The 17590-nt window shown below is 67.7% G+C and carries 13 protein-coding genes, 1 tRNA gene and 2 pseudogenes; 7 read left to right on the top strand and 9 right to left on the bottom strand.

Going from position 1 to position 17590, the window contains the following annotated elements:
• Positions 1-35: 35 nt before the first annotated feature.
• Genes KPB06_RS24680 through KPB06_RS24670 form a run of 3 tightly spaced genes read right to left on the bottom strand, consistent with a single transcriptional unit; the run spans position 36 to position 4932 of the window.
• On the bottom strand, positions 36-956 hold the full coding sequence (locus KPB06_RS24680; protein WP_081059323.1) for a peptidyl-prolyl cis-trans isomerase: 921 nt from the start codon (positions 954-956) through the stop codon (positions 36-38).
• An 11-nt stretch (positions 957-967) separates the two neighbouring features.
• Complete coding sequence (locus KPB06_RS24675) at positions 968-2794, bottom strand: ShlB/FhaC/HecB family hemolysin secretion/activation protein (protein ID WP_059580305.1); 1827 nt, start codon at positions 2792-2794, stop codon at positions 968-970.
• Positions 2794-4932 (bottom strand): filamentous hemagglutinin N-terminal domain-containing protein, encoded by a 2139-nt coding sequence (locus tag KPB06_RS24670; protein WP_230951171.1) that lies wholly within the window; start codon positions 4930-4932, stop codon positions 2794-2796. Before KPB06_RS24670 ends, KPB06_RS24675 begins: the two co-directional genes overlap by 1 nt.
• A gap of 244 nt (positions 4933-5176) precedes the next feature.
• On the opposite strand from KPB06_RS24670, the gene KPB06_RS24665 reads away from it, so the two are divergent.
• On the top strand, positions 5177-5680 hold the full coding sequence (locus KPB06_RS24665; protein ID WP_059580298.1) for a P-loop NTPase family protein: 504 nt from the start codon (positions 5177-5179) through the stop codon (positions 5678-5680).
• Here KPB06_RS24665 and KPB06_RS24660 read toward each other — a convergent pair.
• Together KPB06_RS24660 and KPB06_RS24655 are read right to left on the bottom strand one after the other, a co-directional pair.
• On the bottom strand, positions 5674-6984 hold the full coding sequence (locus KPB06_RS24660) for an MFS transporter (protein ID WP_059580297.1): 1311 nt from the start codon (positions 6982-6984) through the stop codon (positions 5674-5676). The genes KPB06_RS24665 and KPB06_RS24660 overlap by 7 nt on opposite strands.
• A gap of 176 nt (positions 6985-7160) precedes the next feature.
• A pseudogene (locus KPB06_RS24655) lies at positions 7161-8244 on the bottom strand (tartrate dehydrogenase).
• A 108-nt stretch (positions 8245-8352) separates the two neighbouring features.
• Between KPB06_RS24655 and KPB06_RS24650 the strand changes: the two are divergent.
• From KPB06_RS24650 to KPB06_RS24640, 3 genes and pseudogenes are all read left to right on the top strand, one after another.
• Positions 8353-9273 (top strand): annotated as a pseudogene (locus KPB06_RS24650) (LysR substrate-binding domain-containing protein).
• A gap of 258 nt (positions 9274-9531) precedes the next feature.
• Complete coding sequence (locus KPB06_RS24645) at positions 9532-10059, top strand: helix-turn-helix domain-containing protein (RefSeq protein WP_124657294.1); 528 nt, start codon at positions 9532-9534, stop codon at positions 10057-10059.
• Positions 10056-11327, top strand: coding sequence for a type II toxin-antitoxin system HipA family toxin (locus KPB06_RS24640; protein WP_081066628.1), 1272 nt, complete (start codon positions 10056-10058; stop codon positions 11325-11327). Before KPB06_RS24645 ends, KPB06_RS24640 begins: the two co-directional genes overlap by 4 nt.
• 24 nt (positions 11328-11351) lie before the next feature.
• On the opposite strand, the gene KPB06_RS24635 is transcribed toward KPB06_RS24640, so the two are convergent.
• The 3 genes from KPB06_RS24635 to KPB06_RS24625 all read right to left on the bottom strand — a co-directional run bounded on the left by KPB06_RS24635 (position 11352) and on the right by KPB06_RS24625 (position 13793).
• Positions 11352-12353, bottom strand: coding sequence for a LysR family transcriptional regulator (locus KPB06_RS24635; RefSeq protein ID WP_059580289.1), 1002 nt, complete (start codon positions 12351-12353; stop codon positions 11352-11354).
• Positions 12354-12454: 101 nt separating this feature from the next.
• The gene (locus KPB06_RS24630; protein ID WP_059580286.1) at positions 12455-12874 is read right to left on the bottom strand and encodes a hypothetical protein; all 420 of its coding nucleotides are present in this window, start codon (positions 12872-12874) and stop codon (positions 12455-12457) included.
• Between the two features lie 118 nt (positions 12875-12992).
• Complete coding sequence (locus KPB06_RS24625) at positions 12993-13793, bottom strand: AraC family transcriptional regulator (RefSeq protein WP_059580284.1); 801 nt, start codon at positions 13791-13793, stop codon at positions 12993-12995.
• 164 nt (positions 13794-13957) lie between these two features.
• Between KPB06_RS24625 and KPB06_RS24620 the strand changes: the two genes are divergently transcribed.
• Together KPB06_RS24620 and KPB06_RS24615 are read left to right on the top strand one after the other, a co-directional pair.
• Positions 13958-14584 carry a LysE family translocator gene (locus tag KPB06_RS24620; RefSeq protein WP_059580281.1) on the top strand — a complete coding sequence of 209 codons (627 nt, stop codon included), beginning with the start codon at positions 13958-13960 and terminating at the stop codon, positions 14582-14584.
• A gap of 13 nt (positions 14585-14597) precedes the next feature.
• Positions 14598-15350, top strand: a complete 753-nt coding sequence (locus tag KPB06_RS24615; RefSeq protein ID WP_059580279.1) for a class I SAM-dependent methyltransferase — start codon at positions 14598-14600, stop codon at positions 15348-15350.
• A 43-nt stretch (positions 15351-15393) separates the two neighbouring features.
• On the opposite strand, the gene rtcR is transcribed toward KPB06_RS24615, so the two are convergent.
• Complete coding sequence (rtcR, locus tag KPB06_RS24610; protein WP_059580276.1) at positions 15394-17010, bottom strand: RNA repair transcriptional activator RtcR; 1617 nt, start codon at positions 17008-17010, stop codon at positions 15394-15396.
• A 338-nt stretch (positions 17011-17348) separates the two neighbouring features.
• Between rtcR and KPB06_RS24605 the strand changes: the two genes are divergently transcribed.
• Positions 17349-17421: transfer RNA gene (locus tag KPB06_RS24605), tRNA-Phe, on the top strand.
• Positions 17422-17590 lie beyond the last annotated feature (169 nt).

The following is a 17590-nucleotide window of genomic DNA, read 5'->3' as shown; positions in this document are numbered from 1 at the left end:
CCCGACGCTGCTACGTGCTACCTGCTGCTTGCCGCCTACTGCTGGATCCGCGCGTTGCGGATCAGATCCGCAACGACCTGCGCGGTCGCCTTCTCCATCGCGACCTGCTCGAGTTGCTGGCGCAGCGTGTCTTTCGCCTGGTCGAACGGCGGCACCTGCGTCGGCCGCTTGTCGTCGGCACGCACGATCCAGTACGCATCGCCGACCTGCACGGGCTCGCGCGTCATGCCGCCTTGCGGCAGTTTCACGAGCGCTTCGGCAAGCGGCTGCGGCCAGTTCTGCGTGTGGCCTGCCTCGATCGGCGTCTTGAACGAGATCCAGTTCAGCGCGCCACCCTGCGCCGCGGCCGGCCCCTTGCTGAACTGCCGCGCGAGGCCGCCGAAGTCCTCGCCTTTCTTGAGCCGCGCGAGGATCTGCCTGGCGGTGTCCGCGTCGTTGACGGCAATCACGCTCGGCTTGTATTCGTTCTCGCCGAGCGTCGCGACGACCGCGTCGTAGCGCGCCTTGACGTCCGCGTCCGTGACGGGTGCCGGCTTGATCTGATCGCGCAGGTACGCCTGCGTCATCGCGAGCGCCTTCGCCTGCTCGACGGCGGCCACGACCTGCGGCTTCGTGTCGTAGTGCTGCTTGAGCGCCGCCTGTCGAAACAACTCGCGCGCGATCAGCTGGTTCTTCAGCGCCGCGCGCAGCGCCGGCGTATCGGGCGCCTTCGACGCGCGCACGGCTTCGTCGACCTGCGCTTGCGGAATCGGCACGCCGTTCACGCTCGCGATCGCATCGGCCGGCATCGCGGCGGCTGCATCGGCGGGTTTCTTCGCCGCCTTGGGAACCGCATACGCGTGCGGAGCGACAGCGGCGCACAGCGTCGCCGCGACGAGCGTGACGCCGATCTTGCGAATACGCGCCGACAGGTTGGATTGCATCGCGATCTCGCGACCGTTCGACAGGCGATTCATGAAGTTCTCCATCAGTCCGTCCAGTTGAGTGTGGCCAGCAACACGCTGGCCTTCTTGCCGAGTGCGGCCGGTTGCGCGAGCGCCTGCCCGACCAGCACTTCGGCCGACAGGGTTCCGCCTTTCAAACGCCATTGCGCGCGCGTGCCGACACCCGTGCCGACGAGCGACGGCCAGCCGCCCTGTGCGTTCAGATGCGTCTTGCCGCCGTCCAGAAACACGTAGGGTTCGATGCGCGCGTCGTGCCACGCCGGCACGTTCTGCCAGGCCAGCTCGTTGCGCACGAATGCGCCGCTGTCGCCCGCGATCCCGCCTTCGGTAAACCCGCGGACCGAACCCATGCCGCCCAGAAAGATCTGCTCGTTGCCGAACAGCGCGACGCGGCTGTACTGCGCGCGCAGCGTGCCGCGATACGCCCACAGGGAACCGGCGAGATTGCCGAGCGTGAACTGCAGCGTGCCGGTCGCATCGAGCTTCGTGAACTGGCTGTGCGCGTCGTCGATGCCGATGTCCGACGCATCGTGGTTGGCCGCCAGCCAGGGCAGCCCCTGCGACACGCCGACATCCCAGGTCGCGGCCGCGCCCTGATCGCGCATGACGAAGCGGGACAGCCCGTTCAGCGCGACCCGCAGCACCGTCAGGTTCTGCGGCGACAACGGAATGCCGTTGAGGTCGCGCTCGGTGCGCAGCTTGTTGAGCGTGACGTCGACGCTCATGCGCCCGCGCGGCGACCGCACCAGCACGTCGTTCCAGCCGAGCATCTGGCTGAACGTGCGCCCCGCGAGCAGCGCGACGTCGCCGATCGCCTGCTGGTACTCGGACATCGACGCCGTGTAGCTGAAAGTTTGATACCCGTACGGCACCGCCGCCGACAACACGACCGCGTTCGTGTCGGTCGTCCCGACGTAGCTGAACGACAGCGATTCCTGCAGTCCGATCACGTTGTCGGCTTCGACACCGGCGCGATAGCGCGTCCTGCCGGTCTGCGAGCTGCCGTAGTTGTCGATGCCGAAATCGTAATGAAGACGATCGCCATAGCGGTTCGAGATCGCAACGATCGAATCACCCGGCGCTTCGCCGGGGAGAATCCGGATTTCGGCCTGATTGCGCCGCAACCGGTTGATCTGGTCGACGCCCTGCTCCAGGTCGGGCAGGCGCAGCACGTCGCCCGGCGTGCTCGCGAACGCCCAGGCGGTGCCGGCTTCGGTCAGCAGCCCGCCGCCGCGCACTTCGTACCACTTCTCGTCGGGATCGCGCGGCCTCAGCGGCTTGCCGTTCAACGTCAACGCGGCCACGCGACCGGGGACGAGGTTGATCTTCAGCGTGCCGGACGCAAGATTCTGCGGCCCGAGGTACGCACGCGTCGTGATGTAGCCGCGCGAAATGAACGCTTCGGTCAGCCGGCGCAGCAGCAGATTGATCCGGTTGCGCCCGAGTTGCTTGCCGATGAACGGCGCCGCGATACGGTCCAGTTCGGGCTGCCCGAGGATCGCGTCGCCGGTGAATTCGATCCGCTCGATCGGGAACGTCGGCGCGACGTCCGGCAGCGTGTCGACGTCGGCGCCCGGCGGCAGGTCGGGCATCGCCGGCTGCTCGGGTACCGCGATCTGCGCCGGCGGTTGCGCGAGCTCGTCGCGGCGCTGCCGGTCGCGCTGCTCCTGCAGCAGACGCTGCGCGGGATCCTGCTCCGCACGCGGCACCGCGAACCCGGCCGGAAGCGCGCCGAGGCCCGGCGGCGCGCCGGCCGGCGGTGCGCCCGCGAGCTGTGCGTGCGCGCACGGCGACATCGCGCCGAGCGTCAACGCGAGCGCGGCGGCGATGCGGTGGTCCGTCTGCGACATCACAGGCCGAACCACGACACGAGGCCCATGTGATTGCGGTTGCCGATCGTCACGAGATCGCGATGGGGCGGCCGGATCGTCACGATGCCGCGCGCCGCGAGCACACCTTCGGGCGCGCTGTACGCGCCGCCGTCGATGTCGGCCTCGCCGGTCAGGCGCACCTTGCCGGTTCCTCCGGTGAACACGCCGCCCGTGTCGGCTGCATAGATTGCCGCCCAGCGATTGCCGAACCACGCTTTCAGGTCGTGGTCGCGGTTGACCACCGTGTAGCCCGGTACGCCCTGCGCGAGCGTTTTCGGTGCGTCGAGCGTCAATGCGCCGAGCGCGAGCACGGTTCCGCCCGTGTTCGTGATCTGCGTACCGGCTTTCAGCTGGATGTCGGCCTTGGCCTCGATCACGCCGCCGAACGCCTGCACGTTCGACGATGCGCTCGCGCGGCAGAACACGAAGCACGAGCGCCGGTACGCTGCCTGCCCGGTGAAAACGGCTTGCGTGAGAATGTTTTCGCGCGCGGCGATATCGATCGCGCCGCCATTCGACAGGATCGATCCGCCGATATTCGTCACGTTCGCGGCGCGCACGGTCACGTTGCCCGCATCGGCCGTGATGTACGCGAGTTTCGATGCGTCGGCCAGCGCGCCATAGTCGACGGTGAAGCCGTCGCTACGATGCTTGAAGAACAGGAAGCGGCCGCCCTGCTCGGAGAAGCCGACCACCGCGCCGTTCTGCACGCCGGTGCTGTGGTCGACGATGTTCTGCAGGTCTCCGCCCGCGGCGATCGAAATGCTCTGGTTCGACAGGATCCGCGCATTCCGGTTGACGACATCGGCGCCCGCGGTCAGCGACACGTCGCCCTGAACGCCGAACAGGATGCCGAGCCGCGTCTGCGGCAACGACTCGTTCAGGATGCGGCCCGCCGCGTTCAGCGTCACCGCGCCCATCGAATCCGGGTCAGCGTCGATCGCGGTCTGCCCTTGCACGAGCGACCCGACATTCACGATGTCCGCCGCGCTCTTGAGCACCACGCCGCTTTGCGACGATGCCACGGTCGCGCCCTTCATCGCATCGTCGGGATTCAGCGCGATGCCCGCGCCGTTCATCTTCACGCTGCCCGACGCCATCAGGCTGCTGCCCGTCAACGCGATCGCATCGGCTGCCGACACGTTCGCGTGGCCGCCCTTCGCCTTCATGTCGGTGCCGGTCAGCGTGATGCCGCCCTGCACGGTCACGTCGAGATCTCGCGCGACGTCGACCTTCGCATGGGACATCTCGACGTTGCCGTTCGACGCCAGCGTGAAATCCCCCAGCGACGCATTCATCGCGCCGGCGCTGCGCACGCCGGGGCCGCGGTCCGTGACGATCAACTGCACGCGCCCGCTCGTCACGCTGCCTGCGGCAGTGATGTCGATCGCGTAGGACGACGCGGTGTCCGGCTGGGTCGTCGCGGTACGCGAGAGCCAGTCGTTCGCGTTGTCGTTCGGCGACAGCCCCGTGTTCAGCTCGGCACGGCTGCGGCCGGCCAGCAGGCGCACACCGGCCGTCGCCGACGAAAACGTGTTGTCGATCGCGCCGTCGACGACGATGTTCTTCGCGATCAGATCGAGCCCGATCAGCGCGCCGGCCAGGCCGCCCGGACCGACGACGATCGTGCCGGTCGACGTATCGAGCACGATGTTGCGCTGGATCACGCCGGGGGCGATCTGCAGGTCGTTGAAGCTCACGTTGCCGGTGGACAGCGCGACGTGCCCTGTATTGACGAACGATCCGCCGTTGACCGTGATGCCGTTCGGGTTCGCGAGCACGACGTTCGCGCGCGGCCCCGCCACCGCGATCTCGCCTTCGATCAGGCTGCGGTTGGTGCTCGTCACCTGGTTGACGATCGTGCGCGCGTTGATGCCGGCGTTGTTCAGCGTCGCGCCGGCGGTCGTCACGTTGAACGACGAATACGTGTTGCTCGATACGCCGGCGACCGCCGGCGCAAGATTGACGAGCTGCCGGCCATTCGGCCCGACCGACACGCTCGTGGGCGTGCCGCCGTCCGGGACGATCCCCGCGGCGGCGGCGCAATGCGGCAGCAGTCCGGTTACGGCAAGGCAAAGGCACAGCGCGCGCCAGCCCCCGGTGCCTGCGCGCCCCATTGAATCGGTGCATCCCATTCTGATCCCGCGCACGGCTTCGCCGGCCGTGCGCCCTCGGTTTTTTGGTCGTGTGGTCGTACTGCTTTCGTCATACTTTTTTGAGATACCGAGGAAGAGTAACGGCGGGGCCACGACTTTCTTTAGGGCGCTTTATCGAATAATTTTTCTAATTCGTTCGGACTGGATATTACAAATTCATTTCGCATCGAGGCACAATGAAAGCATTCAGTCAATCTCGCGCCTCATGCTCTCTACATCGACGAACACGCCGCTCACCGTCATCCATCTGAACGGCCCGATCAACAGCGGCAAGACGACGATCGGTCGCGCACTCGCACGCGTGCTGCCCGATGCGCGCTTCATCGACGGCGACGATCACGACGCGCCCGAATCCGCGCCGTTCGACGTGCAATGGGCCATCGCGCTGGAGCGGCTCGTCGCGCAGATCGCGCAAGCGCGCGAACGCCACGTCGTGATCGCCTATCCGATCGGCGAAGCGGAATTCGAGCGGCTGCGCACGGCGTGCGCCGTGCGCGATGCGCGATTGTTCGTCGTCACGCTCGCGCCGCCCGAAGCGGTCGCGGCATCGAATCGCGGCACGCGTGCACTGACGGACTGGGAACGGCAACGGATCGCCGAGATGTATCGGGAAGGATATGCGTCGCGGACGTTCAGCGATTGCGTGATCGATACGTCGAACGCGTCGCCCGACGTGTGCGCGACGGAGATCGCTCGCCGCGCTCAGTGATGCCGCCGGATGCCCGACACGACCTGCTCGCGCGCCCCCTTGCGGCTCAGCATCAGCGTGACCACCGCCGATACCGCGAGCGTCCCCGCAACCACATACAGCCCCGCCGCATACCCGCCCGTCGCATGCTTGAGCCAGCCGATCGCGAACGGCCCGACGAAGCCGCCGAGATTGCCGATCGAGTTGATCATCGCGATGCCCGCCGCCGCGCCGGCCCCCGACAGGAACGCGCTCGGCATCGCCCACAGCGGCGCCTTCGCGGCGCTGATCCCGACGTTGACGACGACCAGCGCGAGCACGGTCGGCAGCGCGGTGCTCGCCTGCCCCGCGAACACGAAGCCGATGCACGCGAGCACGCACGGAATCACGACGTGCCACGTGCGCTCGCCGATGCGATCCGAATGCCGCGCCCACACGATCATCGCGACCACGGCGGCCATGCTCGGAATGCCGGTGAGCAGGCCCGTTTGCACCGCGCTGAAGCCGAACTGCCTGATCATCAGCGGCGCCCACAACCCGAGCGTGTACAGTCCGGCCGACGTGCCGAAGTAGATCAGCGCGAGCGCCAGCACGCGCGGATCGCGCAGCGCCTGCCACGCGCCGGCCGTATGCCCGGCGTGCGTGTGGCGCGCGTCCGCCTCCGCCTTCAGCTTCGCGATCAGCCAGCCGCGCTCGTCGGACCGCAGCCACGCGGCCTGCGACGGCGCATCGGTCAGGTACTTCAGCACGACGAAGCCGAGCGCGACCGCCGGCAGCGCTTCGACGATGTACAGCATCTGCCAGTCGGCAAGCCCGAACATCGGCGGCATCTGCATGATCGCGCCCGACAGCGGCGAACCGATCGCGGTCGAGATCGGCGCGGCCGCCATGAACCACGCGGCGGCCACCGCGCGCTGCTTCGCGGGAAACCACAGGCTCAGGTACAGGATGATGCCGGGGAAAAAGCCGGCTTCGGCCATGCCCAGCAGAAAGCGCAGCACGTAGAAGCTCGTCGGGCCGGTCACGAACGCGGATACGGCCGACACGATCCCCCACGTGATCATCACGCGCGCGATCCAGATGCGCGCGCCGACGCGATGGAGAATCAGGTTGCTTGGCACTTCGAACAGAAAATAGCCGATGAAGAACAGGCCGCCGCCGAATCCGAACGCGGTGGGCGACAGGCCGATCGCCTTGTTCATCGTCATCGCGGCAAAGCCCACGTTGACGCGATCGAGAAAGCTGACGAAGTAAAGCAGCATCACGAACGGAATGATGCGCCACATCAGCTTCCGCGCGACGCGGGTTTCCAGATCTGCTTGCATGTGTCTCCTCCTTCGAGGTCGGGCCGTGCGCCGTCGGTCGGTGGACCGCGGCGCCGGCCGGCGCCCGGCTCGCGTCGGATGCGCGAGTCGCAGGCAGAAAATGCCTGAGTGAAGCGAACGCGCGACGCTCGGCTGCGCGCAGGCGCGGCCGTCAGCGCCACACCGCCTCGCCGCCCTCAGGCCGCGGCGGCCGCGTGCGCGACGCGCTCGCAGACGGCCAACGTCACCTGCGCGGTCGTCGCGCTGCCGCCGAGGTCGCGCGTATGCAGCGACGGGTCGGCCGTCACGGCCTCGATCGCGTGCATCACGCGCGCGGCGGCTGCCGTCTCGCCGAGATGCTCGAGCAGCATCACGACCGACCAGAACGTGCCGACCGGATTCGCGAGCCCCTTGCCCATGATGTCGAACGCGGAGCCGTGGATCGGCTCGAACATCGACGGATAGCGGCGCTCGGGATCGATGTTGCCGGTCGGCGCGATGCCGAGGCTGCCCGCGAGCGCGGCGGCGAGATCGCTGAGGATGTCCGCGTGCAGGTTGGTCGCGACGATCGTGTCGAGCGACGCCGGGCGGTTGACCATGCGCGCGGTCGCCGCATCGACGAGTTCCTTGTCCCACGCCACGTCGGGAAATTCCTGCGCAATCTGTTTCGCGATCTCGTCCCACATCACCATCGCGTGCCGCTGCGCGTTGCTCTTCGTGATCACGGTCAGCAGCTTGCGCGGCCGCGACTGCGCGAGCCGGAACGCGAAGCGCATGATGCGTTCGACGCCGGCGCGCGTGAGGATCGACACGTCGGTCGCGGCCTCGATCGGATGGCCCTGGTGCACGCGACCGCCGACGCCCGCGTATTCGCCTTCCGAGTTCTCGCGCACGATCACCCAGTTCAGGTCGTCCGGCCCGCAGCGCTTCAGCGGTGCATCGATGCCCGGCAGGATGCGCGTCGGGCGCACGTTCGCGTACTGGTCTAAGCCCTGGCAGATCTTCAGGCGCAGGCCCCACAGCGTCACGTGATCGGGCACGTCCGGGTCGCCCGCGGAACCGAACAGGATCGCGTCCTTGCCGCGCAGCGCGTCGAGGCCGTCGGCCGGCATCATCGCGCCGGTGCCGACGGTAGTAATCGGCGCCCCAGTCGAAATCCTCGAACTCGAACGCAAAGCGGTCGCTGCCGCGGGCCAGCGCTTCCAGTACCTGCTTGGCCGCGGGCACCACCTCCTTGCCGATGCCGTCGCCGGGAATCGTTGCGATACGGTAGGTCTTCATGCGGACATCCTCGATTGGTCGTGAGCGTGAACGCACTTTACCGAACCGGCAGTACGGAAACCGTGGCTATACTCAAAGCATCTTTAACTTCAATTCACGAATCTCGTCATGGCGGATACCGTTCAGCCGGCCGATCTCGGCTTCTTCTCGACGCTGGCCGCGTCGGGCAGCCTGAGCGCGGCCGCGCGCGAGCTCGGGCTGACCGCGGCGGCCGTCAGCAAGCGGCTCACGCAGATGGAGCGGCGCGCGGGCGTGACGCTCGTCAATCGCACGACGCGGCGGATGATGCTGACGCCCGAAGGCGACGTGTATCTCGAATACGCACGGTGAATCCTCGACCAGATGGACGAACTCGGCGAACTGCTCGGCAGCGCGAAGCAGCGGCCGAAAGGCCTGCTGCGCGTGAACGCGACGCTCGGGTTCGGGCGCAGCCACGTCGGCCCGGCGATCTCGCGCTTCGTCGCGCGCTATCCGGAGGTGTCGGTGCAGTTGCAGTTGTCGGTGATGCCGCCGCCGCTCACCGACGACACGTTCGACGTGTGCATCCGCTTCGGCGAGCCGCCCGACACGCGCGTCGTCGCGCGGCGGCTCGCACCGAACCGTCGGCTGCTGTGCGCGGCGCCCGCCTATCTGGCGCGGCATGGGACACCCGGCACGCCGCACGACCTGACGAGACACAACTGCATCGGCATCCGGCAGGGCGACGAAGGTTACGGCGTGTGGTGCCTGACGACCGGGCGCGGCGCGGCCCGCCACACGGAGGCCGTGCGGATCAACGGCAACCTGACGACGAACGACGGCGAGATCGCGGTGAAGTGGGCGCTCGACGGGCACGGGATCCTGATGCGCGCGGAATGGGACCTGCGCGACTATCTCGCCGACGGGCGGCTGGTCGTCGTGCTGCCCGACCATGAAACGCCGGGTGCCGACATCTACGCGGTGTATGCGCAGCGTCACCAGATGTCCACGCGGATTCGCGCGTTCGTCGATTTCCTGGCGGAAGAATTGGGGCGGCCGAAGGCGACGTAGGGCGTCGGTTACGCCCGCTGCGGGCCAGGCATCGGTAAGCGATGCCGGGGCGAGTACACGGCTTTTCGGCTCACGACACGCGTCCGAGCGTATGGCCGCCAAGCGATGGAGTCAATATTCTGGCAAATCTCGCATCGTAGATGCCAAAATATTTACACAAACCAGCGCAGCGCCTCGACGAAAGTCACTGATACGCTGCGCTAAAGTGCTATTATTTTAGCTCTATTGCACCGAAAAAAGTGAAATATTAGCGCCATCATGGCAAAGAAAACCGCCCCTCTCTTGCCCGCATCCAGTCGGTTGCTCGTCGAATTCGGCGAGCGGCTCAAGCTCGCGCGTCTGCGCCGGAAACTGACGGCCAAGCAGGTCGCTGAACGCGCGGGAATGTCGCCGATGACACTTCGCTCGCTGGAGGGAGGCGGTTCGGGGGTCACGATCGGCGCCTATCTTGCCGTCATGCAAGTACTGGGCCTCCAGGGCGATCTGGAGAAGCTGGCCGCAGCGGACTCGTTCGGCCGCCAGCTTCAAGACGCTCGCCTCGTCAAACCGCGATCCGTGAAACGAGTTGCCCTGCGGTCGTCCGCCGAGTCGCCACGCATACCTGATCGGCGCGATCGTGCCACCACGACCACGCCCCCGGCCCCGGCCCCGGCCCCCGCCAGGAAAGCACCGGGATCGGCGTCCAGCATCCCGGCGCCCGACCACCATCGCGGTACGACGGCCGCGGAACTGGCCGCGCTGTTGAAGCCAGCGAGCAAACACCTGGGGAAATCTCGCGAGAAATGACGACCATCTCCGTTTACGCAGACTGGAGCAGCCTGCCCGCTCCCCGGAAACTCGGCCTTCTGCACAGCCGACAGACGCGGGCAAGCGAACGTTTCGAATTCCAGTACGACGCAACCGCCTTGAGCGCTCCCGAACTCGCCCAGGTTCAGCTCGATCCCGGCATCGGCCTCTTCGAAGGACCACAATATCCACCTCCGCCGCGAGACTCGTTCGGTGCGTTCGCCGATTCCAGCCCCGATCGGTGGGGGCGCATGCTGATGGACCGTCGGCTGGAGCGAGACATTCGTGCAGGCCTTCGACCGAAGGGCACTCGGCTCCGTGAATCGGATTACCTGCTGGGCGTCCACGATCTCTACCGCGTCGGCGCCCTGCGTTACAAGCTCGACGACGAAGGAGAGTTTCTCGACGACCGCGTTGATCTCGCCGCGCCGCCATTCGCGGAAATCCGTGAACTGGAACGCGTCAGTCGGGCGCTGGAAGAGGATGTCGACAACATCGCCCCGGACGGCCGCGACTGGCTCTCGATGCTCATCGCACCTGGCGGCTCGCTCGGCGGTGCACGACCGAAAGCAAGCGTGGCCGACGATCAGGGGCGTCTGTATATCGCGAAGTTCCCCAGCGCAAGAGACGATTACGACGTAGGCGGTTGGGAAATGGTCGTCAATGCGCTCGCGGTCGGCTGCGGCCTGAATGTCGCCCAAGCCGAGGCACGAAAGTTCGCCAGCGACCATCATTGCTTCCTTGTCCGTCGCTTCGACCGGACGGCCGATGGACGGCGCCTGCATTTTGCCTCGGCGATGACCATGACCGGTCACGTCGACGGCGACGATGCCTCCACCGGCGTCAGCTATCTCGAACTGGCGGAAGTCCTCATACAACATGGTGCGCAACCGAATGTCGACCTGCGAGAACTTTGGGCGCGGATCGTCTTCAATCTTCTCGTATCGAATACCGACGACCATCTTCGCAATCACGGATTCATTCTGGCACCGGGTAAGGGCTGGCGGCTCTCCGCGGCTTATGACATGAATCCGGTCGCGATCGCCGACGGCCTCAAGCTCAATATCACGGAAGCCGACAACGCGCTGAACCTCGAGCTTGCCCGTGAAGTCTGCGAATTCTTTCGGCTCGGTCTGAGCGATGCCGACGAGATCATCGACGACTTCCGTGGTGTCGTCAGTCAATGGAGAACGCTCGCGACGCGACTCGCGCTGCCGGCTCGGGAACAGGATCGGATGGCCAGCGCGTTCCGCCTCGCAAGCGCTTGAGGATTTTCCGTCCGCATCCCGCCGTCACGCCACCGCCACCAGCCCGCCGTAGCGATCGGGGGTAACGACTGCACCCGGCGCCGGCCGCCACCCCACCGCCCCCGCCGCCGCCAGCCCTGCCTGCTCGTGTCCGACCTGCACGAAACGCTCGGCGATCCAGTCGACGAACGCGCGCACGCCGGGCGACACATGCGGGCGCTTCACGTAGACGACCGACACGGCCAGCGCATCGGGCTGCCAGCGCGCCAGCACTTCCCGCAACCGCCCCGCGTCGATCAGCGCCTGCGCGGCGACGCGCGTCGGCTGGATCAGCCCGAGGCCGTGCACGCCGCAGGCGAGATACGCCTGCTCGTCGTCCACGCCGACGATGCCGTCGAGCCGCACCTTGCGCACCGCGTCGTCCACCGCGAACTCGAGCTCGGCCGGACGCTGGCCGAAGACGTGCGCCCCGCCTACCGCGCGATGCCCGCCCAGATCGTCGGGCGTGCGCGGCACACCGAAGCGGTCGAGATACGCGGGGCTCGCGCACGTGACGCGCTCGAGCGAGCCAAGCCGGCGCGCGACGAGCGACGAATCGGGCAGCGCACCGAGCCGGATACTGCAGTCGATCGCGTCGCCGACGCGATCGCCCGCGCGCCCGGCCACGGCGAGCATCAGTTCGAGATCGGGATGCCGCACATGGAATTCGCCGAGCGCCGGCAGCACGATCGCGCCCGCCACCGACGCCGGCAATTCCACGCGCAGCGGCCCGCTCGGATGCACCGCGGCGCCGCGAATGCTGGCTTCGAGCTCGTCGACGTCCGCGGTGATGCTGACGCAGCGCCGGTAATACGCGTCGCCTTCGGGCGTGGCCCGCAACGCGCGCGTCGTGCGCACCAGCAGCGGCATGCCGAGCGCCGCTTCGAGCTCCTGCACGGTGCGCGTCGCGGTGGCGCGCGAGATGCCGAGCGCCTGCGCGGCACGGGTAAAGCTGTTCATTTCGACGATGCGCGTGAAGATGCGCATCGCGCGGATCGGATTGTCCACCGGACACCTCTACGGGGTTGCGACAGGCCGCGGCGCGCGTTTGCGCACCGCGCGTGCGTGTCGATGTCGACGCAAGCCGCGCGAGCGGCGCGGCCGCCGGGTCAGGCGTTCGCCGCCGCGACGCCGGGCGCCGGTTCGGCGAGCAGCCGTTGCGCGAGCGCCAGCGCGTCGTCGCGGCTCGCCGCCGCGTTCAGCGGATAACCCCAGACCTTCTCGAAGGCGCCCGAAAAGGCATTGAGCGCCACGCGCCGCGCCGCATCGGGCTCGATCGCGATCATCCCGGGGATCCGTTCGCGCGACAGCGCACGGTTGGCCTTGCTCCACTTCGCGAGCTGCTTGCGCATCTCGTGATCGTTATCGGCGCGATCGTCGCCGGACGGCGCATCGTCGGTCAGAAGAACGAAGCGTTCGCGGCGCGCGAGCAGCGCGTCGAGTTCGGCAATCAGGCGGGCAGGATCGGTGTGGGTCGAGCCGCTGTAACGCAGCCAGACAAACGGGAATTCAGTCGTGACGATTTGCATGTCGGCCTCCAGATGAGAACGATTCTCATTTTATGGAGCCGGACCGCCTGCGTCATTTCTCGTCCCGGCCAACTGCTTTTTCAATCCGGCCAAACGGGCACGGGCGCGATCCGGCGGTTCAGCGCTGCCGATCGGTGAGGAATTGCGTCGGCGGCTTGCCGGTCGCCTTGCGGAACATCGTGACGAAGCTGCTTGCGCTCTCGTAGCCGAGATCGATCGCGATCTGGTGCACGCGGCGGCCGGTCGTCAGCATCCGCAGCGACAGCGCGACGTGCAGCCGCCGGCGCCAGTCGCCGAGGCTCATCCCGAGCTCCTTCGTCGCGAGCCGCGTCAGGCTGCGCTCGCTGATGCCCGCACGCCGCGCGAGCTCGGGCAGCGGCGACTTGTCGGCCGGATCGTCGAGCAGATGGTCGATCAGCTTGCGCAGCCGGCGGTCGGCCGGCATCGGCAGGTACAAGTCCTCGACCGGCGCCGCGACGAGCTCGTCGAGCAGCGTCGCGACCAGCCGCCCTTGCGGCCCGTCGACGTCGTACAGGTTCGGGAAACTGGCCGCCTTCAGCAGCAGCTCGCGCAACAGCGGCGACATGCCCAGCGTGCAGCAGCGCTTGGGCAAGTCGAGCGCCGCGTCGGGTTCGACCAGCACCGCGTAGAAGGTCGCGCCGGCCGAGCCGCGCGCCGCATGCGCGACATCGCCGGGAATCCAGACCGTGCATTGCGGCGGCGCGGTCCACACGCCGCCGTCGATCTCGCAATAGACGACGCCGGTCAGCGTGTAGAGCAGTTGCGCCTGGCGATGGCTGTGCCGCTCCAGCCGCCATTCGGGCTCGACGACGGAGCCGCCGAACACGACGAGCGGACGCGGCACGTGATAGACGTCTGCGTCCGCGGCGGGATCGGTGATCGGTGGAAGGTCGCGCATGGAACGGCGGGCTGTGGAAAAGGCCGGACGCCGGCGCGTCCTGTCGTGCTTATACCAGAAAGGCGCCGGCGCAGCCGTGCCGTTCGGGGGCGTCAGCGGCCGCGCGCCGAACCGAATACAATGCGCCGATCCCCTTGCCGCCGCGCCAACCCGCCGGAGCCGCCATGTTCGACCTGACCACGCTGACCACCTTCACGGCCGTCGTTCTGGGCCTGTTCCTGATCCCCGGCCCCGCCGTGCTGCTCGTGCTGAGCCGCACCGTGCAGGGCGGGCGCACGACCGGCATCCTGACCGGCCTCGGCGTCGCGAGCGGCGACTTCGTGCATACGCTGTTCGCGGCCGTCGGGCTGTCCGCGCTGCTGATGACGTCAGCGCTCGCGTTCAACATCGTGAAGCTGATCGGCGCTGCGTACCTGATCTATCTCGGCGTGCGCGCGCTGCTGGAGAAGCCGTCCGATCCGTCGCTGCCGCGGGTGGCGGCCGTCACGCCGCTCAACGCGTACCTGCAGGCGATTCCCGCTGAAGTGCTGAATCCGAAAACCGCGCTGTTCTTTCTCGCGTTCATGCCGCAATTCGTGCATCCGGAACGCGGCTCGACGTTCGTGCAGTTCGCGGTGCTCGGGCTGATCTTCGTCGTGCTCAGCTCGCTCTACACGACGCTGATCGCGTGCTCGATCCGCCCGCTCGGCCGCATCGTGAAGCGGCTCACGTGGCTCACGCGCTGGCAGGGCAGGATCATCGGCTCGATCTTCATCGCGCTCGGGCTGCGCGTGGCCGTGCAGCAGCGCTGATGGGCGCGACCGCATGACGCGCGCCGACGCGGATCTGCTCTACACCGACCCGCGCCTCGTCGCGGTGTACGACCTGTTCAACGCGGGCGATCGGGACTTCGTGTTCTATGCCGCGGCGATCGGCGCCTCCCGGCAACGCATTCTCGATCTCGGCTGCGGCACCGGCACGTTCGCGCGACGGCTCGCGTCGGCCGGGCATGACGTCGTCGCGATCGATCCCGCGCCTGCGATGATCGATTACGCGCGACGGCAGCCGGGCGCCGCCGCCGTCCGCTGGCTCGCGTGCGCGCTCGACGGCCTGCCGCCCGGTGCGCGATTCGATGCGGTCGTGATGACCGGGCACGCGTTTCAGTGCCTGCTGACCGACGACGATATCGACGCGACGCTGCGCGGCGTGCGACGCGTGCTCGCCGACGGCGGCCGCTTCCTGTTCGAGACCCGCAACCCGCGCACCGAACCGTGGCGAGCATGGACGCCCGCGCAGTCGGCACGCAGCGTCGAATCGCACGCATTCGGCATCGTCGATCTCCATCACGCGGTGCGTGCGATCGACGACGCGATCGTGACGTTCGACACGCACTACCGCTTCCGCCGCGACGGCACGGTGCTGACGAATACGAGCCGGCTGCGTTTCATCGCGCATCCCGACTTGCAACGGCGCGTGACGGCGGCCGGATTCGCGTCGGCCGACTGGTGCGGCGACTGGGACCACGCACCGTTCGACGCAGCGACCAGCGCGGAGATCATCGCGATCTGCCGCGCGTAACGGGCGCGGCGCAGACGTCATGCGCCTCGTTCGCCACGCGTCATCACGCGCGATCGAGCGCACGCCGCACACCGCCCCAATCGAGCCCGAACCGCGCGAGATACTTGCGCAGCCGGTCGGCATCGTTCGGCTGCTTCTTGCTCTGGCGCGACACCGCGAACAGCGTGCGCCCGGCTTCCGACAGGCTCGCCGACGTCCGGCACACGTCGAGCACGCGTTCGAGCTGCGCCCGGTCGAACAGGTCGAGTTCCGCCGCACGCGCGCCGAACACCGCATCGACGCACTCATCGGCTACCCCCGCGCCGCCCGGCGACGACCACGTGCGCGTCAGCCGTTCGACTTCCTGCTCGGCAAGCGCCTCGGTAATCCGCCCGGCATCGGCCAGCGTCGCCATCCGCGTGACCGAGGCCGACAATTCGCGGAAATTGCCGGCCCACGCCGCTCGCGGCGATGTCGCGAACGCGAGATAGCGCCGCTTCGCCTCCACGTTGAACCGCACCTGCTCGCCCTGCTCGCGGCCGAAACGGTCGAGCTCGAATTCGAGGTTCGGCTCGATGTCCTCGCGGCGCTCGGCGAGCCCCGGCAGTTCGTAGGTCCACAGGTTGATCCGCGCATAGAGATCCTCGCGGAACGTCCCGGTCGCCACCATCTGCCGCAGGTCGCGATGGGTGCCCGCGATCAGTTCGAAATCGCTGGTCGCCTCGACGTCCGCGCCCACCGGCAGGAAGCGCTTCTCCTCGATCGCCTTCAGCAGCATCGCCTGCTCGTCGAGCCCGAGTTCGCCGATCTCGTCGAGAAACAGCAGGCCGCCGTCCGCGGCGCGCAGCAGCCCCGCCCGCGCCGACTGCGCGCCGGTGAACGCGCCCTTCACGTGACCGAACAGCGTCGACATCGCCGCGTCGCCGCGCAGCGTCGCGCAGTTGATCTCGATGAACGGCCCGGCGAGCCGATGCCGGCCGCGCTTCAGCTCGTACACGCGCTTCGCGAGAAACGACTTGCCGGCCCCCGTCGGCCCGACCAGCAGCATCGGCGCGCGCGAACGCACGGCCACGCGCTCGAGTTGCTCGATCAGCGCATTGAAGCGCGCGTTGCGCGTCGCGATGCCGGCCTTCAGGAACGACACCGTTTCGTCGCGCTCGCGCGTGAAGCGCTGCGCGATCCGGTTGTAGCGGGACAGGTCGAGATCGATCACCGAGATCGTGCCCGGCCCGCTCGGCCCTTCGTCGGTCCGCTGCGGCGGCCCCGTCTGCACGAGGCGCGCGGGCAGGTAGCGCGCTTCCGCCAGCAGGAACCAGCAGATCTGCGCGACGTGCGTGCCGGTCGTGATGTGGATCAGGTAATCCTCGTGTTCGAGGTCGAACGGATATGCGCGTGCGTAGTCGTGCAGCGTCGCGTAGACCTCCTCGAAATCCCACGGATCGCGGATCGTGACCGGCGTGAGCCGCACGTCGGTATGCGGCGACACGCGCGCGAGATCGTCCCGCACCTGGTTGGCGAGACGCGTGTAGTCCGGCGAATGCAGCAGTTCCAACCGATCGATCGGCAACTCCGGCTGCTCGCACAACGAAATCGTCGGCCGCCATTTGCGGTAACGGCGCGGCGCGCGGCCACCCTGGTCGAGCACCGTGCCGAGAAACCCGATGGCGACAGTCTTTCGCATATTTATCTCGCAGGATAAGAGGCGATCCGATTATATCGTATTATCGTGATGACCCTTTGGGCACGACGTCGATCTCCAGCCACGCACAATAGATAAATCCCTTTTGTTTTCAATCGTTTAAAAAATCCACAAAGCCCCGACACGCCCGCTGGCACGCTCCTCGCTAAATAGAAGACGCCGGATGTCCCGCTGGCCCACGAGCCAGGGTTCAACAAGCCCTGCTGGTGCGCCGCCGCCGAACCTCGTTCGTCGCCGCAGCGCATGCCGCCATGGACAGACGAAGGCAAACGGGCGCGCGTCAGGACGCTTCGTCCGGGTTCGAATCCCGGAGCGCCCATTGTTCGGAAGCTCAGCCAGGTGGAGCAGCCGGCGAAAGCCGGCCGGTGGCGGGTTCGAATCCCGCTCGAACGCTGTCCGCAAGGACGGTCTCGTATGAAAAGCAGTACCCGCCGGTGCGGGCCGCGAGGCCCGCCGCGCGTCGGACCGGTTGCGGTTCCGCGCGATCGGCCGGGCGGCCGCACGGCCAGCGCACGGAGGCGCACGACGACGCAATGCCACACGCGTCGCCCTGTGCTTCGAC

The organism is Burkholderia semiarida, from assembly GCF_029268935.1.
GTDB classification, from domain to species: domain Bacteria; phylum Pseudomonadota; class Gammaproteobacteria; order Burkholderiales; family Burkholderiaceae; genus Burkholderia; species Burkholderia semiarida.
This window is presented reverse-complemented; position numbering and strand designations above follow the sequence as displayed.